Below are 24,216 nucleotides of genomic sequence, written 5' to 3'. Positions count from 1 at the left end.
TTAAAATACATAAATTATAAACTCCGATTTTTGTCGGAGTTTTTTTGTTTGAAATTTCAGCAAATATAATTAACCACAAATTGTATGTTTAATTAAGTATTAAAATCAGCAATTAATTCCTTAAAATAATCTTCACACTTCGCAATATGCGTTCCGTACCACGAGAAAGCTTCTCCGGCAACAATCATGATTTTTTTATCAGGATAAAACGCTTTCAATTCTTCAATATGTTTTTCTTTAAAAGGAAATGGCTCCGAAGAAAGCATAATCACATCTGCTTCATCCAAATCTTCAACCTGAATTTCAGGATACCGGGTTTGATTTTTAAAGATATTTTCAAAACCGATCTCAGATAAAATATTGTGAATAAAAGTATCTGAACCTATCGTCATATAAGGATTTTTCCAGATCAGATAGGCCACTTTTATTTTGGAATTAATTTTTGACTGATTAAGAACATCATAAATTTTCATGTTGAAAATCTGTGCTCTTTCTTCTTTATTAAAAAGTAAACCTAAATTTTTAACTAAATAATAATTGTCTTCGATTGTCTCTGTATTATAAACAATCACTTTGAAATCTTCCATTAAAGTTTCTACCTGATCTTTTACGTTTTCCTCTTTATTGGCTAAAATTAAATCAGGTTTAAGACTTTTTATTTTTTCAATATTCAGGTTTTTTGTTCCGCCAATAATTTCTACATTTTTTATCTTTTCAGCGGGATGAATACAGAATTTTGTTCTTCCGATGACTTCATTTTCGGTTAATCCCAGATCAAATAAAGCTTCAGTAATTGAAGGTACCAGAGAAATAACTTTCATATATAGATTTTAGACTTTTTCTAAAATTACAAAAGTTTTCCGGTTAAGAAAAGTCCGGCAATGGTAAAGTAAATAATTAAACCTGTTACGTCAACCAACGTTGCAACGAATGGTGCAGAAGAAGTTGCCGGGTCAAGATTGAATTTTTTAAGAATAAAAGGAACCATTGATCCCGATAAAGTTCCCCAAAGCACAATCATCGATAATGACATTCCAGCACTGAGTGCGATGAAAAACCAGTAATCACCGTAATCAAACCATCCCATTTTGTGCCAGATCATAATTCTGAAAAAACCGATAACCCCAAGAAATGTTCCCAAAATAAGACCTGTAACCAATTCTTTTTTCATCACAATCCACCAGTCTTTGATGGTAATTTCCTGAAGTGCCATTGCACGGATAATCAAAGTTGCAGCTTGTGAACCTGAATTTCCTCCACTCGATATAATTAAAGGAATGAAAAGTGCCAAAACAACGGCTTTTTCAATTTCGTTTTCGTAATATCCCATTACTGAAGCAGTAATCAGCTGGAGAAAGAATAAAACAATCAGCCAAAGACCTCTTTTTTTGATCATTTCAAACCAATGCGTCTGAATATAAGGATCATCCAAAGCTTCAACACCCCCGAATTTCTGAATATCTTCGGTGTTTTGTGATTCAATCTGATCTAAAATGTCATCAATCGTAACGATTCCTACCAAAACTCCTGCATCTGTTATAATAGGAAGAGCAGTTCTGTCATATTTTTCAAAATAAGTTACTGCATCTTCTTTTGAAGTTGTGGTTTTGATGGCAACAAACTGATTGTCGGTAAGATCAGAAACTAAAGTATCTTCTTCAACTAAGAGTAAACTCCCAAGTGCCAAATCATCAATCAGTCGGTTTCTCTCATCAACTACATACAAGTGATTGATGGTTTCCACCCTTTTTCCGACTTTTTTGATCTGCTGAAGACATCTTTTTACCGTCCATTCTTTTCTGATCTGGATGTAATAAGGGGTCATCAGACGGGCAATAGAATCAGAATCGTAACCCAAAAGTTTTAAAGCAATTCTTCTTTCCTGTGGATTCAGGTGATTGATAGAATATTTAATCAGCTCATCCGGGAAATCTTCAAAAAGTGCAGTTCTGTCATCCGGAGTCATGGCATTCAGGATCTCTGAAACTTCGTCACTACCGATACTTCTGATGGTTTCTTCCTGAAAATCCGGATCTAAATGGGAGAAAACATCGGCTTTGTACTCTTTCGGAACTTTCAGAAAAGCCAACAACCGTTCATCAGCGGGAAGTTCGCTAAGTCGTTCTGCAATATCGGCTGGGTTGAAGATGAGTTCGTCTGTATAATTCAAAACCTGAATTTTTTTTGGATATGCAAAAATAATTCAAATTTTCAACAAACAAGTAAGATAACGTAAATTTAAGGATTTATTAAAGCTTAAAAACCGGCTTCAGAAGAGGGTTTTTGTTTTCTCAATTCTTTAAGGATGCTTTTCATTGCTCCATTGGTCCCTATTTTAATTGAGTTTTCTGCAGAACCTAAAAGACGCATATTTTTACGATAGGTATCATAATCGGATGACGCAATGAGATTTCCTTCAGCATCAAAAAGTTTTAAACTTACAACGACCTGATTTGAGAATACATATTTTCCCAAGCCTACTTTGAAATATTTTACTTTGGGAACAATCACGAAGTCTGCATCATTGTTTTTGCTATATTCGAGAATCGTTTTAGCGTCAATGCTGTCATAGGAAACCTGAACTTCAGATCTCAGCATTTTGTTTTTTCTGAATGTGCTTACGTTATCAGAAACTGTGCTGAAAAACGCATAATTTGTAGGTTCTTTAATTTCTTCCAGATCAGGCTCTACCTCAGGATTGAAGTATAAGATTTTCTTGATTTTGTCGTGAGTATTTGCTTTCTGCGCTTTTACAGAAGAAATGCCGGCAACGAAGACCGTGGGAATCAATATGTAGAGTAAAAAATTTTTCATCTTTTGTCTATGCAAAATTACTGCCTTTTAATCGGAAAAACATAATTTTGTTAAGAATTTTTTAACATATTTTTCTATCAATTTCAATACATGGTATCGATAATGTTTTGCTGAATCAGAAAATAGTCGTACTTTTGCACCCGTTACATAATAATCATTAAACAATATTGGAATGTACTTAACAACAGAAAAAAAAGCAGAAATTTTCGCAAAACATGGAAAATCTGCACAAGACACAGGGAGCGCTGAAGGACAGGTAGCTCTTTTCACTTACAGAATCAACCATTTATCTCAGCACTTAAAGGCTAATCGTCATGATTTCAACACTGAGAGATCTTTGGTAAAATTAGTAGGTAAAAGAAAAAGCTTATTAGATTATCTTAAGAAAAAAGATATTACAAGATACAGAGCAATTATTGCTGAACTTGGTTTAAGAAAATAATCTATCCGATTTCCAAAAACAAAAGCAACTTCGAAAGAGGTTGCTTTTTTTGTGAGATCACATGAAATTGGCAATAAATGTTTGCGTAATCTTTATTTACTTTGATAAAAGAATAGTTAAATTTGCGCTTTTCACATTTTAAACAAAAGATTTGAAATACTTTTACTCATATTTTTTTCTGTTTATATCTGCTTTTTTCTTTTCTCAGGATTTAGATACGATTCCCAAATCAAATTTACGAGGAACAGTAAGTCTGCAGATCGGAAAATTTTTAGGCACGAATGATTATCTGAAAACTCTTGATCACAGAGGATTTATCGGTGCTGCGGCAGAACTGACCTTACAAACCGACGGGAGCAAAGAATGGCATAAAAGATTCGGTTATCCTTACTACGGTGGTGGAATTTTAGCATTAGACTTTCTGAAAAACAGTGATATGGGACGTCCGTTCGCTGTTTACGGAACATTTGGAGGGGCAATTAAGGAAACAAAAACCCATTCCTGGAATTATGAAACGAGTGCAGGTTTTGCATTTGGCTGGGAACCATTTAATCTGGAAAAAGGATATTTGAATGAAACTTCGGGGTCATCGGTCAGTATTTACATCAATTTAGGAGCGAGCTACAAATATTACTTAGGCAAAAATTTTGATTTGGGATTAGGTCTTAATTTCAATCACTTTTCAAATGGTGCTTTAAAACATCCTAATAAAGGAATGAATACTTTTTCTCCCAAATTATCTCTTACATATCACTTTGATAAAAGATTGATTCACGCAAAAGATTCTCTGTCGTCATTTGACAAATATTCAACTTTAGACATCAATGTTTTCGGCGGTGTGCGGCATTCGATATTTTTGGGTAAAGATGATGGTTTTGAATATTCTGATGTTAATTTAACCGAAAAATTTAAAGGCGAATATTATCAGAACTGGGGTGTCGAAACAGTTTATCACACACAGATTACATACAAGTCATCTTTAGGATTAGGAGTTGGACTTTTGTATGATGAAGATTATAACAACAGATTTTATCAGGATGAAAGCGGAGCAATTCAAACTGAAAAGAGATTTAAACACGATAATCTTTTGCTTAATATTTTCCCTTCTTACCGTCTTGCGATTTCAAGGTTTGCAGTTCAGCTGCAGCCGGGATTTTATTTATTTAAAAAGTCTGTTGACAGGCGTTATGATAAATCGGTTTTCTATCAGAGAGTCGGTTTTCAGTATACGATAGGTGAAAATTTATTAATAGGAATTGCTCTCAGATCTTACCAATTTCACAAAGCTGATTATATTGAATGGAGACTTGGATACAGGATTTTTAATAAGAAAAATTTATAATTAAGGTAAAATTAATATGAATATTTCTTCTTATCAACTTTAAATCTTGTATTTAAAACAAAAGCCTTAAATTTGCAAACGAAATTTAGACGAAATATCAATAATTAAAGCGCTCAATACGGAGTGCAACACAAAACAATTTATGAGTATACCTCAAGCAATTACAGAAACGATCATTCTTGCAGACGGCAGAGAGATCACAATCGAAACAGGAAAACTGGCGAAACAAGCTGACGGTTCTGTTGTAGTAAAAATCGGCGGAACAATGCTTTTAGCAACTGTTGTAGCCAGCAAAGAAGCAAAAGATGGTGTAGATTTCTTACCATTGACAGTAGATTACAGAGAAAAATTCTACGCAGGTGGAAAAATCCCTGGAAACTTTTTCAGAAGAGAAGCAAGACCATCAGATCAGGAAATCTTGACAATGCGTTTAGTAGACAGAGTTTTAAGACCGTTATTCCCTGAAGATTTCCACGCAGAAGTTCAGGTAATGATTTCATTAATTTCTTATGACGGACAATCAATTCCTGACGATTTAGCAGGTCTTGCAGCTTCGGCAGCGATCGCAATCACCGATATTCCTTTCAACGGACCGATGTCTGAAGTAAGAGTAGTAAGAATTGACGGGAAATTAGCAGTAAATCCTAATTATGAAGATCTTAAATTGGCTGACCTGGACATCATGGTGGGAGCAACTAAAGATTCTATCGTAATGGTGGAAGGTGAGATGAAAGAAATCACAGAAGCAGAAATGCTTGAAGCGATTACTTTTGCTCACGAAGAAATCAAAAAACAAGTTGAAGCTCAGGAAAGATTAGCCGAAAAGGTAGGAAAATCATTCCCAAAAAGAGAATACAGCCACGAAAATCACGATGAAGCCATCCGTGAGAAAGTGTGGAAAGAAACATACGATAAAGTATACGAAGTTGCCAAGCAGCCTTCAGGAAAAGAAGAAAGAGGAGAGAAATTTAAAGCTGTTTTGGCTGAATTTTTAGCTCAATATGTAGAGCATCCTGAAGAACTGGAGAGAGTAACGCCTTTCGCAAAAGTTTATTACCACGATGTGGAAAAAGAAGCGATGCGTCAGATGATTTTGAATGATAAAATCCGTCTTGATGGTCGTGATCCTCAAACGATTCGCCCGATCTGGAGCGAAATCGATTATTTACCCGGAGCTCACGGTTCTGCAATTTTCACAAGAGGTGAAACTCAATCTTTGACAGCTGTAACTTTAGGTTCGGTAAAAGATGCGAACATGGTAGACAGCGTGATGGTAAATTACGACGAAAGATTCTTCTTACATTATAATTTCCCGCCGTTCTCAACAGGTGAAGCAAGACCTTTGAGAGGAACTTCAAGAAGAGAAGTTGGTCACGGAAACCTGGCTCAGAGAGCTTTAGCAAATATGATCCCGGAAGAAAATCCTTATACCATCCGTATCGTTTCTGATATTTTGGAATCAAACGGTTCATCTTCTATGGCAACTGTTTGTGCGGGAACTTTAGCGTTGATGGATGCAGGTGTTCAAATCAAAAAGCCAGTTTCAGGTATTGCAATGGGATTGGTTACTGATATTAAAACAGGAAAGTTTACGGTACTTTCTGACATCTTAGGCGATGAAGATCACCTGGGAGACATGGACTTTAAAGTAACCGGAACTGCAGACGGAATCACCGCTTGCCAGATGGACATTAAAATCCAGGGATTGTCGATGGATATTATGGAAAAAGCGCTTCTGCAAGCTAGAGACGGGAGATTACATATTTTAGATAAAATCACTGAAACCATCGCTGTTCCAAGAGAAGATGTGAAACCACATGCTCCGAAAATGGTTATGCTTGAGATCTCTAAAGATTTCATCGGTGCTGTTATCGGACCTGGTGGAAAAATCATTCAGCAGTTACAGAAAGATACAGATACGGTGATCGCCATTGAAGAAGTTGGCGAAATTGGAAGAATCGAAATTTCTGGTGTAAACAGAGAAAAGATCAACGCAGCGATTGCAAGAATCAACGAAATTACTTTTGTACCGGTTGTAGGTGAAGTTTACCAGGGTAAAGTAGTAAAAGTAATGGATTTCGGAGCTTTTGTAGCGATTGCAAAAGGTACTGAAGGTCTTCTTCACATCTCAGAAATCGAGTGGAAGAGACTGGATAAAGTTCCTTATAACGAAGGTGATGAGGTAGAGGTGAAGTTTATGGGTTACGATGACCGTAAGAAAATGAAACTTTCAAGAAAAGTTTTATTGCCAAGACCACCAAGACCGGAACAAAAACCAAGACTGGAAGGTCAGGTGAATCCTGAAGGTAAAGACCAGCCGGGAGAGCACAAACCTTTGAACGAAGCTTAAGAAATCATTCTTAATCATATTAAAATCCCTCGAATTTTTTCGGGGGATTTTTTAATTAACATCCATATTTTGAGTGGGATTCTAAAATTTATTCTATTTTTAACTTGAAATTAATTCAATTATTAACAGATCTCAAACCTAATTCTAATATCTAACTTCTTTTTAAGCTATGAAAAAACTTTTTACCCTTCAACTCATTGCTTTATCAGCTTTCAGTGTTGCCCAAACCGTCAATGATGTTCCATTGAAAGATATTGATGTAGATTACGTTCAGATCATTGGAACAGGTCGTTCGCTGAGTACGAAAGTGAATGTGGAAATCGATTTTGGGCAGGAAACAAAATCTATCTCATTTAAAAACGGAACCAACATCAAAGATGAAAGAGGGCGTAATGTGAAATTCAACTCAATGATGGATGCTCTTAATTTTATGTCTGCAAATGGCTACTCTTTTCAGTTTGCTTATACAACCAATAATGAAAAAGATGAAGCTGTCTATTATATTCTGAAAAAGAAAGACAGGTAATTCGAATCAATAACATCCATTTAAAGTTAATTTGAAGCGGTTTTCTGTTTAAAGAAATAATCTGACATTCAATTATTTAAATAATAGTCTTCAAAATCCGTGGAATTGTCGTATATTTGTATTATAATTAAGAAGAAGGTTTCTGCTTTTCTTAAACTATTTAAGTTTAGAATACTCTTTATCCCTCAGTTTTCTTTATTCTGACTGCCGTTTTTTCACTTATATTTTTCTAAATGAATATTGTGCCGGCAAAACGAATCACCAATACTGACAAACAATTCAGAACACCTTTTTACTTCTTTTTCAGGAAGCGAAATGATTGAGATAATCAGATCAATTTCCCGGTAACGATCATAAATCCTAAAAAATTTATTATCTGAATGAAGCGGAATCATTAGAAGAATTTCAATAGAAATCTTTTTATGATGGTAAACAATACCCTTTGATGAAAGGCTAAAAAATCATCAATATTTAAATTCAGGAATAACAATTAATATACAATAATATATGGCGGATTCTTTCTCAAAAAAAGAAAACTTTAAGAAAAAATTACAGAAGCAAAAGGAAAAAGCGATACGTCGCGAAGACCGAAAAAACAGCAATGACAAAGGAAAAAGTCTTGATGATATGATCATGTATGTAGATGCAAACGGTCAGTTGACAAGTACACCTCCCGATAACTCTAATGCAGAGGCGATCAATTTGGATAACATCCAATTGGGTGCCGCTCCTATTCAGGAAGAAGATCCAATAAAATCTGGTATCGTTACATTTTTCAGCGACAAAGGATACGGATTTATCACAGAAGATAATTCTAAAGAAAATGTATTCTTCCACAGTAACAACTGTATTGATATCATCAAAAAAGGAAACAAAGTATCTTTCGAAAAAGAAAGATCTCCAAAAGGCTTTTCTGCGATCAATATCAAAATCATCAGATAGTTTTTTAAACTATATATAAAACAAAACCGTCTCAGTAATGAGGCGGTTTTTTGTTTTTAAGAATATAGATTTTCTCTGATTTCAACTAAGATTTTGGTCGTCTTTTCCAGATCAGGAAAATCGGGAAGTGTTGAAACCGAATGATAATACTCAATCGACCGAATCAATTCTTCAGCTTTCTTCATGACAGCTTCATACGACCAGTTTCCGGCTTTGATGTCTAATAATTCATCACGGTTTTCCACACGGATGTGTAATGAATTGGTTTTAAAAATTTGCTCACAGGACTGCAAAAGACGAATCGTGTGCATCATATTTTTGCTGTCGTAGTTTTGTCCGTGATTCTGGTTGACGTTGTAGCGGTCTTCATTGCGTTCTGAAACCCATTTCCAGTATTCGCGGTAATCTTTGCAGTAAGTGGAATAGGCATCCAAATTACAAAACATAAACGCTACCGATTTTTCTCCTTTTGGAATTGATGACAGAGAAACCTGATTGGCTTCTTCGTTCTGAATGATTCCTTTGTAGCCTGAATCTCCTGATTCATCATAGAAAAAAGCAAACATTCCTTTAGTATTGTCGATGTTGACCAAACCACATTTTTCTTGAACTTTTCCGTTTTCTGAAAGCCATTTTTTCAATGGAACAGAACCATTGCTTTCTAAAACATAACAGAAATCAAGAATTGATTTTCTTTCCTTTTCAATCGGATTTAAAATCTTTTTATTCAATCCTTTTGCTTTTTTGATCTGCGAAATCGCATAACCCGCAAAAGTATCTTTGCATAATTTGGAAAGAAAATCTTCAGGTTTTAGCAAATCCATCAACGGATTTTTCTGTTGAATACAGTCTTCCGGACTCGCCAGCATCTCTAAAATATTCGGATTGTTTTTCTGCAATAATTCTACAAATCTCCCGATCTCATAATACGAAATATCATTCGTCTCATTAGAAATTTGCGGAATATAGTTTAAACCAAAAAAATCTTCTTTTGGTAAATAATATACTCCCCGAATGTCTGTGTCTGAATTTTCGGTTGCGAGTCCGAAAGAGCGGCTTCCGGAAATGGATTGGAAGAGGATTAGGTTTTTGTTTTTAAGAAAATTTACTGTCATTTACTTTCTCTTTAAAATGTTTTTTTCAAAAAATTCTCTTTGTTCTTTAGGGAGGTGGTAAAGTGCAGACTTATTCTTGTTCAATATGATTTTTTGGTATGTTTTATAATAATTGTCTACTATTTTTAATTCCTCAATTTTGTTTTCATTTTCACTTAAGAAATTTCGTATGAAAAATATATCATCTTTCTTCAAATTATCATTATTTATTAAGATATTATTAGTCCAATTAACAATAACATTTTCTAATTCTTTATTGTTTTCTTTTAAATCGTTTTGAATAATAGGAACTATTAATCTAAATACTTTTACTAAACCATCTTCTTGACAACTTTTGAAAAATTTGAATCTTTCCTCGAAATTTAAATTTTTTATTTTGGCAATGAAGTCATTTTGAATTTTTAATGAGTTTTCAGTTTCTTTAGAGCTTAGCATTTCAAAGATAAAAGGATAAAATTTTAGTATGATTGCTTGTAACTCTGTTTCTTCATTATTATCTATTAGGCCTTCGGTTGATAAATAAATGGAAATTAGTTGTTCGTCAGTGTTTTTTATTTCAATCGAATTTTCAATGCTATAAATAATAATTGAGAGCTTCGCTATAGCAAATAAAAATTTACTTTTAAAACTATCTAAATTTGTTTTGTTTATAATGTCTATAGCTTTTTCAAGTAATTTAATATTTTCAGTATCAATACCTAATTTTACAATCGTTTCAATATAACGATTTAAGAAAATAGTTTCCGATTCTATGAACTTAGTATATTTGCTAAGAATATTTAAATTAATTTTTTCATAATATTCATAAGCTTTTTGATAATTTCCAAGTGTATATGCGTAACTTGAAAGAATGATATGAACAACATTTAAGTCAAACTTTTCGTTTACTAAAACTGTAACAACTTCATCGTATTTTTCTTCTTTTAATAAAGACTTACAGTTTTCACGGACTAAATCTTTCTTTACGGATATAGCTTTGTTGATTGCTTTGATTTCATAATCAATTTCTCTTTTTTCTTTATCAGTATCACAATAATCTAATAAATTCAAAAATTTCGACTTCTTACTAACTAATTCGTCAGTATTATAGTATAAAGCCAAAAAATCAATAAATAAAGCTGTAATTCCTTCTTTGTGTTCTCCAACTTCAATGCTTATTCGAAGAAGAGGTTCACTAATATCATAAAACTTATTTCTCTTATCACTTGGATCTGGAATAATATCAATTAAACGCTTTCTATTTAGCTCGCTCAATTGCTTGCTTAGAGATTTTTGTTCTATAAAGCAGTTTTTTGAGATTTCTGTTCCTAACTGAGGTTTGCGGGATAAAGCTATATATCTTAATATTTTTTGTTGCTGAGCAGGCAAATAGCGAATATAAGTTTCATAGTATGGTTTTAAATCATTAATGGTTTTAATGAAATTTTCAGATACCTTTACCAACATATCTGTTTTTAAGAAATTATAGAATGTTACTAAAAGTCTATGATTTCCTTTTACTAAATCAAAAATAGCTCTAACTTGTGACTTTCCTTTTGTTTTTAAATGTTCAACAAGTTTGTCATTCTTTTCAATCTCAGCTATAGAGATTAAAAAAGAGTAAGATTCTTCAAATGATAGGCTTTTTAAATAATATTGTGTGAAAAAACCATAAAAAGGACGGTCTTCTCTGTCAAAATTTTCACTTACAGATTGACTGCTTGCAATTATGCTCACGTTATTATTTTCATATAACCAAGCTCTTAATCTACCTTGCTCCTCTTGGCCCATTTGTTCTAATATATCTCCAAAATTCTCTGTGATAATTAGAAGAGGTTTGTTGTTTGTGTAATTCTTTAATATCTTTTCAAGATAATTTAATTGATTTGCAAAAGATATTTCTTGTAATTTTTCTAATTCTTTTTTAAGAGTTTCTTCATCCTTTTCGTACCATTTTATGAATGAGTTTAAAACACGCAAAAGAAAATCAAAAAAATTCGCAACACCATATTCTTCTTCGGCAAAGTATGCAATTGTTAATTTATCCTCTAAAGAATAATGCCATATTCTAGAATGCAGTACTTTTAGAAGATGTGTTTTGCCCATTCCTCTTTGTCCGATGACCAGTATGAATTGATTATCTCCATTTTCGACAACAGTTTGTACTTTCTTTTCTAAAAAATCTGCTGTTTTATCCCTGCCTGTTAATAGGCTTTCTAATATTTCAGGATTGACGCTTTTTGCACCAAATGACAATATTGTATTTATGCTATGTTTATTCTCCACCATTCTTTAAAAATTTGGTATTTGAAACTGTATATTCTTTCTCCATCCTCTAATCTTCTTCCTAAATAGTGGTCTTCAACTAATGCGTATAAAATTTCTTTAGCTATATTGTCCTCGTCTTCAATTTGAGAGATTATTTCAGACTCTTCTGTTTCATTTGTTGTGTTTGAAATAACTGACAATATTTTCATCATCAGTTGAGCTTTTTTTGGATAATATGTTTCCAATCTTTCTTTTAATTGGTTAAACGCTTTTTGGTACTTAGGATCATTAAGTATTAAATTGTAAGACTCTTCGATGCTTTCCTTTGTTATATTGTTATCAAATTCATTTTGAATAATAATGAATAGATTTGCAATGTAAAATGGAAGTCCATTGCATAAAGCATTTATCTTTTCAAGTAGAATGGTCTTTTCATGTTGGTCAATTTGAAAGCCTGATAAAATGTAGCACTCCATCAAAAATTTGGATTCATCAACTGAAAAAGGTTTTAGGTTATATTCAGTCATATCATTGGTAGGTTCACCTGTATAATCTAATTCTTCTCTGAGAGTTTGGAGTATTACTTTAATTCCGATTGATCCGCAATAAATAAATCTTAATCCCTTTTGTTCTAATTCTTGTCTTCTTTCTCTTAGTATATCGAGTAGTTCAATTGCTTCATCGTATCTTTCTGCCTTGTACCAATCCCAAAGCATTATTGGAAGTTCATCCAAAATCAAAATTAATTTTTGATCATTTTCTTCAAGTGTATTACTAATATCTTCTAATAATTTGAAAAATATTTCTTTCCAGCTTGTTTTTAATTCAGGTAAATTTATTGACACATCTACTGATCCTGCAGTGGCTTTTACGGCTCCTGTAATTTTTCGTACAAGATCATATGTTTTTGAGAAATCAATTTGATACCATTTTTTAAACTCAGTTAATCTCTTGATTAAAAGTTCAATTACCTCTCCAAGATTTTTTTTACCCTGAAGTGAAAAATATACTGCTCTAAAGTTATCTTTTGAAAACTCAGGAATTAAATCGTTGTTACATTGATATTCTAATTTTCTTAGAAGTAGTGTTTTACCCATTCTTCTGATTTCTTCTACTGTAATACTTTGAGCTCTCAAAGATTTTAAAATATTTATAATATCTTTATCTCTGCCGATGATTTTCTCATCTTTTATTGTTCCGGTTGTTGGTGTTAGAGGAAACGGTATATTCATTTGTTGTATTTTAAGCAAATATACGATAATTTTGTTGTACGACAAAATTATCGTACGACAAAATTATCGCACGATGATTTTATCTTCTTATTAATATTATTTCCCTAAAAACCCTTTCCATTTCACCTTTATCCACCTTTCCTCCCTTCAAACTCTTCGCTCTTTCCTCATTATCCTTCACCATTTCCTCCAAAAACCCAAAAAGTTCCCAATCATTTGCATGGTAATACGATTCACCTTTTGTAGCTTTTAAAGCAACAAGATTTTCTATTTTGGTTCTTGTAAAATCATCAACCAAAACCAGCAATTCACTGAACAAAACAGGCGGAACAGTTCCTTTTTCTAATATCCATTTTCCTGTCAAGGCTGTTCGAAGGCAGTAGAAATAAGATTTCAGTTTTACTTCATCGGTTCTGCAGGCTTCGAGATATTTTTTGCTCATGCTGAGATAATGGTAAGAAACCGCTATCGGAGAAAAACAGGAATCTGCTAAAGGTTTAAAAAGTTCATAAAATTTTTCATTTTTCACATAAACGATAGGAGAGTAGAACCAACTCAACAAAGCCGCGTTGGACTTTAACAGGAGATGAAAAGTCTTTCTCAGATCCCATCCGGAACCGTCGAGATCGTCTTCGGTCATGAATTCTATGGTTTCATCTTTATCCCACGGCGACAGATACCAGTCTTTTTCGTGTCGGTATATGAAACGTATGTCGTAATCACTGTCAGGAGACGCAAAACCCCACGCCCGGCTTCCCGATTCTACGGCAAGAAGTATTTCTATGTTTCTTTTTGCCTCTATTTCTTTTAATTTTTCTAATATTTTTGGTGTCATTATTTTTTGTTTTTAATTAGCTATAAGACGCTATTTTTTTTCGTTTACTTTTAAATCTTAAACACAAACGTTGTCATTGACTACGTCGAATCTTTGATTTCCGGAGGAATCTAAATATAGTTTAATAACAAGAGTTTAGATTCTTTCAGAATGACAAAGTGGATGGATATTAAAACACATAATTTGAAATAGCGTCTTGCAATTAAAAACAAACTATGCTTTTCTAAATTTTTTCTTCTTTTTCCAAGGCGCATTCTTCTGAACGTCACCCGCCATAATACATCCGTAAGGCATCACTTCATCCAGCACTTCGCAAAGTCCGTATTTTTCGATTTGTGCTCTTACATTTTTGGCACTTTTATAAGCGGTCGGAAGCTCGGAAATATCAATTTCATTGGAGAAAAAACGGATGTCTAACCCTTTGGTTTCTTCTTCAAAAACTTCTTCAATAGTCTTATGAGCCAAAGATTTTTTATGCTGACTTCTGCTGAAATTTCTTCCTGCTCCGTGGGGTGCAAAACCTAAGTTTCTCTCATTGGTTGTTCCCTGAACGATCAGAACAGGTTCTGACATATTCAACGGAATCAGTCTTGGTCCCGTAATATCCGGCAAAAATTTATCGTCTAAAGGCGTTGCTCCTTTTGCATGGTAAAACAAATCTCCATCCTTGAAAACGAAATTATGTTCGTTCCAATATCGGTCTTCTTTTTCGATTTGCATTTTATTTAAAACCGCATCGTGGATTGAAGTATGGTTTTCTTTCGTCCATGTTCTTATCAATTGAAGAGCTTCCCAATATGATTTTCCTTCTTCTGTTTCGTAAGGAATCCAGGCGTTTTCTTTCAAAGTTTCAGGGGAAATTTCCTGTCTGAAACGGTTGGCGATTTTCATTCCTTTATCGTACAAAGCCGCTCCGGGAGCTCTTGATCCGTGGTGAGTCACCAACATGGTATTTCCGGTATTTTTAGAAATTCCGACAAAAAGGAAATGGTTTCCGTCACCCTGTGTTCCCATATGAGAACGGGCAATGCTGATCAATTTCTCGTCATTCAGGAACCAGTTTACTCTGAAAGCATCCAGCAATTCCTGAGACATTTCCATTTGCTCACCTCTCGGTCTTCCTCCATATCCGAAATGTGTGATTGAATGGGCTGCATCCAAAACTTCTTTAGGATCAGCTTTTCCAAAATCAGTTAACATCACTGAACAACAGATATCTGCGCTATGAAATCCGGGATGAATGGCGTTTTTTGCCACAACAACTCCACCAACAGGAATCTGACCTTCAGGACCTGTCGGACAGGCATCGGGCATGATCGCACCTTCAATTAAAGTTGGGGTTTTCATCAAAACTTTCATCGTGTTGATTACTTTTTCCACGTTATCATTTTCACTTTCGTGTTCAGCTCTGATATTGATGATAAAATCTTTCGGATTTTCATGAAGCGGAATCAAGTCCGGTTGTTTGAACTGTTCTAAATATGCTGTGATTTGGTTTTCGTCTAAATTATTTTCGTTGATATGCGCAATCGCTTCTTTGAACCATTTTGCTGATCTGTATCCTAATTCGATTAAGTTGTTTCCGTTAAATTCCATTTTATTTCGTTTTGATAATGCAAAGTAATTGCGAAGGTGTGCAATGTTTTTGCGTAGATGAAATTATTTTGATTATTTTTGATAAATTAAAATCAGAAATATGCTATTTGAACAATTAGAGAATTCTCAGGATCAGGAACCAATTCAATTCAAAAATGTAATCGCTTACATTGATGAACATTACCATTTCACTCCGACAAAATTCAAAAACGGGAATATGGTAAATGAAGCCGATCAAAATAATGGTTCGTGCAAAGTTTTCAGTTTTGCAAAATTGAATAACTTATCGAAAGAAGATACTTTAAACCTATTTGGAGAATTTTATAGAGATGATGTGTTGCAAAATCCTGAAGGAACCGATCATCAGAATATCAGAAACTTTATAGAATTCGGTTGGGAAGGAATCTCTTTCGAAGGCGACGCTTTGGCTAAAAAGTAAATTTATTTATTCATGTAGTTTGTCATTGACTACGTCGAATCTTTGATTTCCGGAGTAATCTAGGCAATGTTTTTTCAATTTTAAATTGTTGAGATTCCTCGGAATGACAAAGAGATCGTTGAGATTTAAATATATTAAAAACACAAAATAAAAATATGTCATCAAACAAAAATGCCCTTATCCGTTACAAAACTTTAGATAAATGCCTTAAAAATAAATATCGACAATATACTTTGGAAGATTTGATCGATGAATGTTCTGAAGCGTTGTTCGAGTTTGAAGGTAAAGAATCCTTTGTGAGCAAGCGAACCGTGCAACTCGATCTGCAGAATATGCGCAGTGAAAAATTCGGGTATGAAGCGCCAATTGAGGTTTATGAAAGAAAATATTACCGATATAGTGATCCGGATTATAGTATTCATAATATTTCGGTGAATGAAAGTGATCTGAAAGCGATGAATAATGCAGTCCAGATTTTAAAGCAGTTCAAAGATTTTTCGATGTTTAAAGATATGAACGGGGTGATTCAGAAACTGGAGGACTCCATTCATGCAACCAATCAGAAATCGATTATTCATTTAGACAAAAATGAACAGCTGAAAGGGTTAGAACATATTGATATTTTGTATGAGGCGATTCTGAATAAAAAAGTTTTAAATATTTTGTATAAAAGTTTTACGGCAAAAGAATCGAGTAATTTTGTTGTTCATCCGCAATTGTTGAAAGAGTACAATAACCGTTGGTTTCTGATCTGTCTTCATAAGGGAAAAATGCATAATCTCGCGCTGGACAGAATGGAATCTATCGAAGCAGATGAAAAAATTCCTTATATTGATCAGGATCTTGACGGAGACGAATTTTTCAAAGATATTGTGGGAGTAACAGTTTCAGAAACAATGAAGCCAAGAAATGTGGTGTTCTTTGTGGATGCATCGAATACACCTTATATCAAAACAAAACCACTGCATAGAAGTCAGGAAATTGTCAGTGAAAATGAAGAGGGAGCGATTTTCAAAATCTGCGTTCAGATCAATTATGAGCTTGAACGGCTTCTTTTAGGCTTCGGAAATTGTCTCATCGTTCATAAACCGAGAAATCTAAGGTTGAGAATGGAGGAGAAATTTAAAGGTGGATTAAAAAATTATCAGAATCTGGTGATTCCGGACGAAACTTTATAAATGAAAATGTTTTTGTCAATATTTATGGCGCAGAAATTGTAATTATCTTGAAAAATAAATATTATGAGATCAAGAATATTAAAAGCGGTACTTGCAATGCTTGTTCCCATTGTCATTGAATATGTCATCAAGAAATTTACAGAAAAGAAAGAAGAAGTGAAGGATCCGAACAGACAGATTCCTTCGCCACACTAATAATTAACCAATTATATCTTTAGCCTTACAAAAATTGTAAGGCTTTTTTTATACGAAATCATATATGCCGTTTTTCCAGCCGAGAACTTTTGAAGAGTCTGCATTGAGCCAGTTTTTGAGAATGGTTGCGTAGACTTTTCTGAAATCTTCGGTATAAATTAAATCTCCTTCATTCAGATTTTGCAAATCGGGTAGAGCGTTGAGTATTCCTTTCTTTTTTAGTCCGCCGCTGATGAAAAACATTTGATTGGCAGTTCCGTGATCAGTTCCTTTGCTTGCATTTTGAGCGACGCGACGGCCAAATTCTGAGAAAGTCATCAGTAAAATATCATTGAACAATCCGTTGGCTTTCATGTCAGCGACAAAAGATTTTACCGCATCGTTGATTTCACCAAACAATTTTTGCTGTCTTTCATTTTGATTGACGTGTGTGTCAAAACTTCCTATTGAAAGGTAATAAACCTGCGTATTGATGTCAGATTTGATCAGTGAAGCAACGGTTTTAAAATCTTTCCCCAACTTAGAATTCGGGTACTCCTGAGTCGATTTTTTAGCCTTACTTTTTTCGAAAATATAATCGGCGTTATTGATGGTTGACCCTAAAGTTTTGTACAAATAAGAAACCGTTTCGTCATCGTGATGATGGTCATGATCGTAGAGAGATTTGAAATATTTCTCCTGACTTGTCTGATACAGTTTTTTAGGATCTTTAAAGGCAAAAGCTTTGTTGTTTTCACCTTTTAAAGCCAGACTCAACATATCATCAACTTCCAATGCCTGAGTCGGATGTTCGCATTTATAACATTCTTCATCCAAAAATCTTCCGAGCCACCCTGTTTCCAGAAACTCATCACTTTTACTTGCAGAGTGCCAAATATCCATGCTTCTGAAATGCGATTTGTCGGGATTCGGATACCCGACATTATTCAGCAGAGAGAGTTCGCCGCTGTCAAATAATTCTTTAAAATAAGACAAAGCAGGGTTGATTCCTGTTTCGTCATTTAAAGCCAAAGAATCATTGATGGCAATATTATTTCTTTCTTTAAAATAAATATCATTTTTTGTAGGAATGATCGTGTTTAAACCGTCATTTCCACCGGTAAACTGAAGTACGATCAGGATTTTCTGATTCGGATTCAGTGCATTATCCAAAGTCATTGACTGCAGGAAATTCGGAACAAACAATGAAGCCGTTGCCAATGAACTTATTTTTAAAAAGTCTCTTCTTTTGATAATCATGAGATTAGATTTTAAGTTAAAGATATTAGGTTGTAGTTTTTAGGTGATTGTTTAAACTTAAACCTAAAAGCTGCTACCTTCTACCTGATAATTACATTAACTGATATTCCGGTGTTGACATCAGATTGATGATATTCATTTTCACGCTTTGATCAGAAAACTGATTCACGGTATTCATATCTAAAGAGTCTGGGTTTACGATCAGATAATCTTCAGCTTTTTTATTGGTTAAAGCTTTGTCTACTTTGTTCCAGTCTATGATGATGTTGGGATTTTTAAAACTCTTATTTAAAGCTTCCCGGGATTTCATACCCATATCCATATCATCGTCTTCTTTTGCAGAATATTCCATAGGTCTTAAACCTGACCAAATTTGTGGGATCTGAAGTCTCAACATCAAAGTTGAGCTGTCAATCCATGATTTTCCGTTTGGCCAGCCTGCAACGTTTGGAGGATACAGCAACATTTGTCCTAAAAGCTTCTGGTAAACTGAAATGTTTTCAGGATTTTGAATTTGCATCGGTAACATTCTCATCATTCCGGCAAAAAGTTCTGTAGGAGATTTTATTCTGTTTCCGATATTTTTTTTGTCATAAAACCATGAACTTGAAAAGATCTCATTCATTAGTTTTTTAATATCGTAACCTGACTGATAAAAATTTTCGCTGAGATTTTTAATGATTTTTAAATCAGGTTTTTCATTGACGAAGAAAGTGTAAATCTTTGTTGTAATGAATTCTGCTGTAGCTTTTTGTTCTAAAATGATATTTAAAACATCATCACCTGTGAAGTTTCCGGTTTTTCCCAGAAAAGTTTTTGTGCCTTCGTCATGCTGCTTTTTCCGTTCAAGAAAATTGCCTTCTTTATCGTAACCCCATCCTGTAAAAGCTCTTGCCGCTTCACGGATGTCTTTTTCTGTGTAGTTTCCTCTTCCCATCGTAAAAAGTTCCATGACTTCTCTTGCGAAATTTTCGTTGGGATGACCTTTTTTATTCTGCTGATTATTAAGAAAATTCAGCATTGACGGAGAACGGCTGACTTCAAAAAGCAAATCTTTAAAATTACCCAAAGATTTCTCCCTGATAACATTCAAAAGCTGTTGATTGAATTTCGGATTGTTGATTCTTGTCGCAAAATGTCCGTGCCAGAAAAAAGCCATTTTTTCTCTTAACTGTTCATTACTGGTAGTGAACTTTTTGAGAAAATTGAGATTGAGCTCATTGTTCTGCTTTTGATTTACCTTCTGGATTTCTCTTTTCTGTTCAGCAGTAGCTTTGGGATCATTATATTCAATGGGTTCAATGTCGGGAGTTTCATAGGCAATAGGAGAGAAGTTTTCTTCATTGAAAACTTCCTTCAAGATTGTCTTGATGTTTTTATTTTTCAGATCATCTACATGCTCAATTCCCGGTCCGAAACCGGCACGCCATAGAAGATGTTTGTTATTGATAAATGAAGCAACCATAGTCCTGATTTTATTTTTTGATGATTAAATGAAGAAGAGGTTAAAGTATATGAACAATTATTAATAATTATTTATTGTTTGCCTCCATGTAAAGTTAAACAACTATTTAAATATTTGAAAATTTAATCTGTTGATTTTCATTATTTTGTAAAATATTTAAGGTTTAATGTTAAGATGTGTGAATTATTTTGGCATGATTTTTCCTTGTCCCACTTTAGTAAAATTTAAAAATCAATGTTATGAAAATGATTAAGAAAACAATATTAGGAGCAGGAATTTTAACAGCAGGTTTACTTAGTGCCCAAAGCGCACAGATGAATAATATGATCAAGGTAGGTGCTACTGCAGGTATTGCTGTTCCTTCGGACAATCTTTCTGCGGCAGTGGGCGTAGATGTGGCATATCAGAATTTGGTAACTCCTGGTTTTGGTTTAGGTATTGCGACGGGGTATACCCATTATTTTGGAAAAGATAACAATGGGTATGACAATAATGACGTTGGGGTAGTTCCTGTAGCGGCGTTATTCAGAATTTACCCCAAACAGACCGGTTTCTACTTCGGAGCCGACCTAGGTTACGGATTTTTGGTAGGGGATGATCAGGTTGCTGCAAATGCATCAGGAAACAGACCAGACGGAGGTTTTTATCTGAAGCCTGAGATCGGATATCACAACCGAGACTGGAATTTCTTTCTACAATATCAGAAAGTATTTTCCGGAAGCAATGGTGATATGGTAAATCAGGACTATAATGTGGGAAGCATCGGCGCAGGATTTTCTTACAATATTCCATTAGGAAAATAATTTAGACTATTATAATTAGTTATTAACCAAACCTTTTCGAGTTTTTGAAAAGGTTTTCTTTTACCTGACGAGAATTACCAAAACAATTATTATATTTGATAAAATTTGTGATTATGAACTTAAATCCAAAATTTCCACTTTTTTTACCGGGAGTAAAAAACAGCAATAACGATAATGTTTCAATCATCGGTGCAAACCTTCGTGAAGATATTACCACGGTCGCTTATTATATCTCTGGGAATGGTGGAATTGAAACTAAAATTCAAAAAAACTATCCTACGAAAGAATATACTTCTTTTACTGACATTCTCAAACAGTTTGTACAGGAAGAGCAGTTAGAAAATGTTAAACGTCTTGGTATTTCTGTTCCCGGACCGGTTTTGAACGGGAAAAGTAACCCTGCAAGATTAGGTTGGAGCTTTGATGTCGAAGAGTATAAAAGTGCATTCGGTTTTGAAGATGTATGCATGCTGAATGATCAGGAAGCTTCTGCATATGGGATTGCTCTTCTTGAAGACAGTGATCTTGATGCAATTTACAGCAGCGGTCATTTAGAGAAAGGAAATGTTGCGATCTTGGCTCCGGGAAATGGACTAGGTGAAGCGGGATATTTCTTCGACGGAAAATATCTGAGACCTTTTGCTACAGAAGGAGGTCACTCAGAATTTTCTCCCAGAACCAATGTTGAAGTAGAGTTTTACCAGTTTTTAAATAACATCTACGGAATTGTAAGTTGGGAAAATGTACTTTCTAAAACAGGATTATTTAATATTTACAGATTCCTGAGAGATGTTAAAAGACATCCGGAACCGGAATGGCTTTCAGACAAACTTAACAACGGAGATGGTAATTTCACGGAAGAAATTTTCAAAGCGGCAGTTGAAGATGATGTCATGATCTGCAAGATTGCTTTGGATACGTTCCTGGAATTTTTAGCAAGAGAAGCCAACAACCTTACGCTGAAATTAAAAGCAACCGGTGGTTTGCTGATTGCCGGTGATATTCCACAGGTTATCAGACAATATATTGATAAAGACAAATTCTACGAGAAATTTAAAATCAGTGATAAGATGGAAGATATGCTAAAGAATATTCCGATTTATCTCATCAATACAGACAGTACGAGTATTAATGGTGCTGCTCTTTACACCGCTTATTATAAAGATTAAAAATACGACTCCGAAGAAATTCGGAGTTTTTTTATGAATGATTTCAGTCATAAAAAAATATTATGAAAATTGATCTACATCAACGTCAACTACCGATTAAGATAATTACATTTGCAGAGAAAAATAATTAAATAATTTTATTCATGAAAAAAATATTCTTGTTAGCGGTTTTAGCCAGCGGTTTGGCTTTCGGACAGTCAAAAAAAGTAGTATCATCTGATGTTCACTGGTGGGGTTACAAGGTTGCTAAAACTGAATCTAGTTCTCACGACGGTACTGTAAAAGTAAAATCAGGGAATATGATTATGAAAGGTAATGAGCTTGTAGGAGGTGATTTTGTTTTAGATATGAATTCTATCAACGCTACAGATCTTTCAGGAGAATACCAGGGAAAGCTTAATGGTCACCTTAAAAACGGAGATTTCTTTGAAGTTGAAAAATTCCCGACAGCAAGTTTCAAAATCACTTCTGTAAAGAAAAACAATGATAAGGTTTACAATAAATTGATTACAGGAAATCTTACCGTTAAAGGAAAAACAAGTCCTGTTTCGTTCCCGGCAAAAGTTAATTATGCAAACGGAGTGGTGAGTTTAGAGTCAAATAAATTCTCTTTCGACAGACAAAAATTTGATGTCGCTTACAAATCTTCAATGAAAGATGTTTTTGTGAAAGATGATATCGATATGCTTGTAAAAGTGACTGCAAAATAATTTAATCAAAAAAATATTATTAAAAGTGTAGAAGTTCTACACTTTTTTTTATTTTTGTTGAATTGTAAATAAAAAAGAATGAAAAGATTATTATTGTTTGTGATGATGTGTGCGAGCATATCATTTGTATTTGCTCAAAAAAAGGGAGATAAAATTTCAAAAGTGATCACTTCTGAGATCAAATGGTGGGGACACAAAGTCGTAAAAACCAAAGCTTCCTCTCATTACGGTAGCTTGAAACTGAAAAGCGGAAAGTTTAATTTTGATAAAACTGTTTTTGTAGATGGTGAGTTCGTGATTGATATGAGAAGTTTGGTGGTAGCTGATCTTTCGGGTGACGATCAGGTAAAATTGACGAATGAATTGAAAGGAACCAATTTCTTCGAAGTAAAAAAATTCCCGACTGCAAAATTCCATTTGAAAAAGATTATTCCGTTGGCGAACAGCGAGTATAATTCTACGATCGTTGGAGACATTACCATCAAAGGAATCAGAAAAACAATTTCCTTCCCTGCAAACGCTCATATTACACAGTTTACGGTAGAAATCGAATCTTCCGTATTCTCATTAAACAGAAAAGACTTCAGGATTTTCTATCAGAATTCTTTGAAAGATTATTTCATCAAAGACGAGATGGATATTCAGTTTAAAGTTTCTACTCAGAAAGTTGACAACGAAAGACCTTTGTAAGGTTAAAATTTTCATAAATCATCATGCACAGCTTTTTTTAAGTTGTGCATTTTTTTATTTTAGTAATACGAAAAGAATCAGCGTTACCAATTAGTCAAAAATTCCTTAAGAACTTTGCTGAGTGGAACGCCTTTTCGAACGAAAAATATACAGGAAAATTAAAAAAAATCTCAGCGAACTTTGCGTTTAAAATAAAAACAGATAAAATACAAAGATGAAAATATATGTAATAAGCGGTTTGGGTGCAGATTTTAAAGTTTTAGAAAAGCTAAAATTTCCTGAGCATCATGAAATTGTCTTTATCGACTGGATGATTCCTCAAAAAGATGAGAGTTTTGTAGAATATGTAAAAAGGATGGCAGAAAAGATCGATGGTTCTGAGCCGTTTTATCTTTTGGGATATTCTTTTGGCGGAATTATAGTACAGGAGCTCAATCTGCTGAAGCCTGCAGAAAAAGTGGTGATTTTAGGAAGCATTAAATCTGATAAAGAGAAATCAAGATTAATAAAAGCAGGTGAGATCACAAAAATTCCAAAGATCATGCCCGTAAGTTTTTTTAGTGATAAAACCACTACATTTTATTCTGTGGTAAGAAAAATGTTTGATCCGAAAAACCCAAGAATTACCCAATATTTCAGAGTTCGTGATCCATATTATTTAAAATGGTCTGTCGAAAGAATCTCAGAATGGAAATTTGAAGAAACCCCGAATGTTATTCAGATTTTAGGCGACCGTGATATTGTTTTCCCCATAAAAAATTCAAAACCCAATTATGTCATCAAAGGCGGAACTCATCTTTTTCCTGCAACGAAGTATAAAGAAGTTTCAAATTTGCTCAATGAAATTTTTATTTAAATTTTAAATTAGCCCTAAATTTTATTGGGGT

Annotated in this window: 23 protein-coding genes; 13 read left to right on the top strand and 10 right to left on the bottom strand. The window is 33.9% G+C overall.

Annotation, left to right across the window (positions count from 1 at the left end; translation table 11 throughout):
* Positions 1-92: 92 nt before the first annotated feature.
* The 3 genes from AC4FQ5_RS14240 to AC4FQ5_RS14230 form a co-directional block, all read right to left on the bottom strand.
* Positions 93-821: an ABC transporter substrate-binding protein gene (locus AC4FQ5_RS14240; RefSeq protein ID WP_491144340.1), complete on the bottom strand. Its 729-nt coding sequence runs from the start codon at positions 819-821 to the stop codon at positions 93-95.
* A gap of 26 nt (positions 822-847) precedes the next feature.
* Positions 848-2,170, bottom strand: a complete 1,323-nt coding sequence (gene mgtE / locus AC4FQ5_RS14235; protein ID WP_491144338.1) for a magnesium transporter — start codon at positions 2,168-2,170, stop codon at positions 848-850.
* Between the two features lie 86 nt (positions 2,171-2,256).
* Positions 2,257-2,814, bottom strand: coding sequence for a pyruvate decarboxylase (locus AC4FQ5_RS14230; protein ID WP_491144337.1), 558 nt, complete (start codon positions 2,812-2,814; stop codon positions 2,257-2,259).
* A 172-nt stretch (positions 2,815-2,986) separates the two neighbouring features.
* Here AC4FQ5_RS14230 and rpsO point away from each other — a divergent pair, with 172 nt between their 5' ends.
* The 5 genes from rpsO to AC4FQ5_RS14205 all read left to right on the top strand — a co-directional run bounded on the left by rpsO (position 2,987) and on the right by AC4FQ5_RS14205 (position 8,416).
* The gene (gene rpsO / locus AC4FQ5_RS14225; RefSeq protein WP_034679332.1) at positions 2,987-3,256 is read left to right on the top strand and encodes a 30S ribosomal protein S15; all 270 of its coding nucleotides are present in this window, start codon (positions 2,987-2,989) and stop codon (positions 3,254-3,256) included.
* A gap of 151 nt (positions 3,257-3,407) precedes the next feature.
* Positions 3,408-4,598 carry an acyloxyacyl hydrolase gene (locus tag AC4FQ5_RS14220; protein ID WP_491144334.1) on the top strand — a complete coding sequence of 397 codons (1,191 nt, stop codon included), beginning with the start codon at positions 3,408-3,410 and terminating at the stop codon, positions 4,596-4,598.
* A gap of 142 nt (positions 4,599-4,740) precedes the next feature.
* Positions 4,741-6,948 carry a polyribonucleotide nucleotidyltransferase gene (locus tag AC4FQ5_RS14215; protein WP_491144332.1) on the top strand — a complete coding sequence of 736 codons (2,208 nt, stop codon included), beginning with the start codon at positions 4,741-4,743 and terminating at the stop codon, positions 6,946-6,948.
* Between the two features lie 169 nt (positions 6,949-7,117).
* A complete protein-coding gene (locus AC4FQ5_RS14210) occupies positions 7,118-7,474 on the top strand; it encodes a hypothetical protein (RefSeq protein ID WP_491144330.1) in 357 nt (118 codons plus the stop codon).
* Between the two features lie 507 nt (positions 7,475-7,981).
* Positions 7,982-8,416 (top strand): cold-shock protein, encoded by a 435-nt coding sequence (locus AC4FQ5_RS14205; RefSeq protein WP_491144328.1) that lies wholly within the window; start codon positions 7,982-7,984, stop codon positions 8,414-8,416.
* A gap of 56 nt (positions 8,417-8,472) precedes the next feature.
* Here AC4FQ5_RS14205 and AC4FQ5_RS14200 read toward each other — a convergent pair whose 3' ends face one another.
* From AC4FQ5_RS14200 to AC4FQ5_RS14180, 5 genes are all read right to left on the bottom strand, one after another.
* Entirely contained in the window at positions 8,473-9,531 is a 1,059-nt protein-coding gene (locus AC4FQ5_RS14200; RefSeq protein ID WP_491144326.1) for a nucleotidyltransferase domain-containing protein, read from the bottom strand.
* Positions 9,532-11,799 (bottom strand): ATP-binding protein, encoded by a 2,268-nt coding sequence (locus AC4FQ5_RS14195; RefSeq protein WP_491144324.1) that lies wholly within the window; start codon positions 11,797-11,799, stop codon positions 9,532-9,534. It lies immediately after the preceding gene.
* Positions 11,775-13,010 carry an ATP-binding protein gene (locus AC4FQ5_RS14190; RefSeq protein ID WP_491144322.1) on the bottom strand — a complete coding sequence of 412 codons (1,236 nt, stop codon included), beginning with the start codon at positions 13,008-13,010 and terminating at the stop codon, positions 11,775-11,777. Before AC4FQ5_RS14190 ends, AC4FQ5_RS14195 begins: the two co-directional genes overlap by 25 nt.
* Positions 13,011-13,089: 79 nt before the next feature.
* Complete coding sequence (locus AC4FQ5_RS14185; RefSeq protein WP_491144321.1) at positions 13,090-13,845, bottom strand: nucleotidyltransferase domain-containing protein; 756 nt, start codon at positions 13,843-13,845, stop codon at positions 13,090-13,092.
* 213 nt (positions 13,846-14,058) lie between these two features.
* A complete protein-coding gene (locus AC4FQ5_RS14180; protein ID WP_491144320.1) occupies positions 14,059-15,441 on the bottom strand; it encodes an RtcB family protein in 1,383 nt (460 codons plus the stop codon).
* Positions 15,442-15,541: 100 nt separating this feature from the next.
* Here AC4FQ5_RS14180 and AC4FQ5_RS14175 point away from each other — a divergent pair, with 100 nt between their 5' ends.
* From AC4FQ5_RS14175 to AC4FQ5_RS14165, 3 genes are all read left to right on the top strand, one after another.
* Complete coding sequence (locus AC4FQ5_RS14175) at positions 15,542-15,880, top strand: HopJ type III effector protein (protein ID WP_491144318.1); 339 nt, start codon at positions 15,542-15,544, stop codon at positions 15,878-15,880.
* Positions 15,881-16,035: 155 nt separating this feature from the next.
* A complete protein-coding gene (locus AC4FQ5_RS14170; protein WP_491144316.1) occupies positions 16,036-17,058 on the top strand; it encodes a helix-turn-helix transcriptional regulator in 1,023 nt (340 codons plus the stop codon).
* Between the two features lie 63 nt (positions 17,059-17,121).
* Complete coding sequence (locus AC4FQ5_RS14165; RefSeq protein WP_491144314.1) at positions 17,122-17,253, top strand: hypothetical protein; 132 nt, start codon at positions 17,122-17,124, stop codon at positions 17,251-17,253.
* Between the two features lie 48 nt (positions 17,254-17,301).
* On the opposite strand, the gene AC4FQ5_RS14160 is transcribed toward AC4FQ5_RS14165, so the two are convergent.
* Both AC4FQ5_RS14160 and AC4FQ5_RS14155 read right to left on the bottom strand, forming a co-directional pair.
* Entirely contained in the window at positions 17,302-18,492 is a 1,191-nt protein-coding gene (locus AC4FQ5_RS14160; protein ID WP_491144312.1) for a DUF1501 domain-containing protein, read from the bottom strand.
* Positions 18,493-18,583: 91 nt separating this feature from the next.
* Positions 18,584-19,957, bottom strand: a complete 1,374-nt coding sequence (locus AC4FQ5_RS14155; protein ID WP_491144310.1) for a DUF1800 domain-containing protein — start codon at positions 19,955-19,957, stop codon at positions 18,584-18,586.
* A 239-nt stretch (positions 19,958-20,196) separates the two neighbouring features.
* On the opposite strand from AC4FQ5_RS14155, the gene AC4FQ5_RS14150 reads away from it, so the two are divergent.
* The 5 genes from AC4FQ5_RS14150 (at position 20,197) to AC4FQ5_RS14130 (ending at position 24,185) form a co-directional block, all read left to right on the top strand.
* Positions 20,197-20,760 carry a hypothetical protein gene (locus tag AC4FQ5_RS14150; protein WP_491144309.1) on the top strand — a complete coding sequence of 188 codons (564 nt, stop codon included), beginning with the start codon at positions 20,197-20,199 and terminating at the stop codon, positions 20,758-20,760.
* 113 nt (positions 20,761-20,873) lie between these two features.
* Positions 20,874-21,929, top strand: coding sequence for a glucokinase (locus tag AC4FQ5_RS14145; RefSeq protein ID WP_491144307.1), 1,056 nt, complete (start codon positions 20,874-20,876; stop codon positions 21,927-21,929).
* Between the two features lie 143 nt (positions 21,930-22,072).
* On the top strand, positions 22,073-22,639 hold the full coding sequence (locus tag AC4FQ5_RS14140) for a YceI family protein (RefSeq protein WP_491144305.1): 567 nt from the start codon (positions 22,073-22,075) through the stop codon (positions 22,637-22,639).
* A 78-nt stretch (positions 22,640-22,717) separates the two neighbouring features.
* Complete coding sequence (locus tag AC4FQ5_RS14135; RefSeq protein ID WP_300347788.1) at positions 22,718-23,329, top strand: YceI family protein; 612 nt, start codon at positions 22,718-22,720, stop codon at positions 23,327-23,329.
* A 214-nt stretch (positions 23,330-23,543) separates the two neighbouring features.
* Complete coding sequence (locus AC4FQ5_RS14130) at positions 23,544-24,185, top strand: alpha/beta hydrolase (protein ID WP_491144304.1); 642 nt, start codon at positions 23,544-23,546, stop codon at positions 24,183-24,185.
* The last annotated feature ends 31 nt before the right edge of the window (positions 24,186-24,216 follow it).

The sequence above is a fragment of the Chryseobacterium sp. DT-167 genome (assembly GCF_058310155.1).
This window is presented reverse-complemented; position numbering and strand designations above follow the sequence as displayed.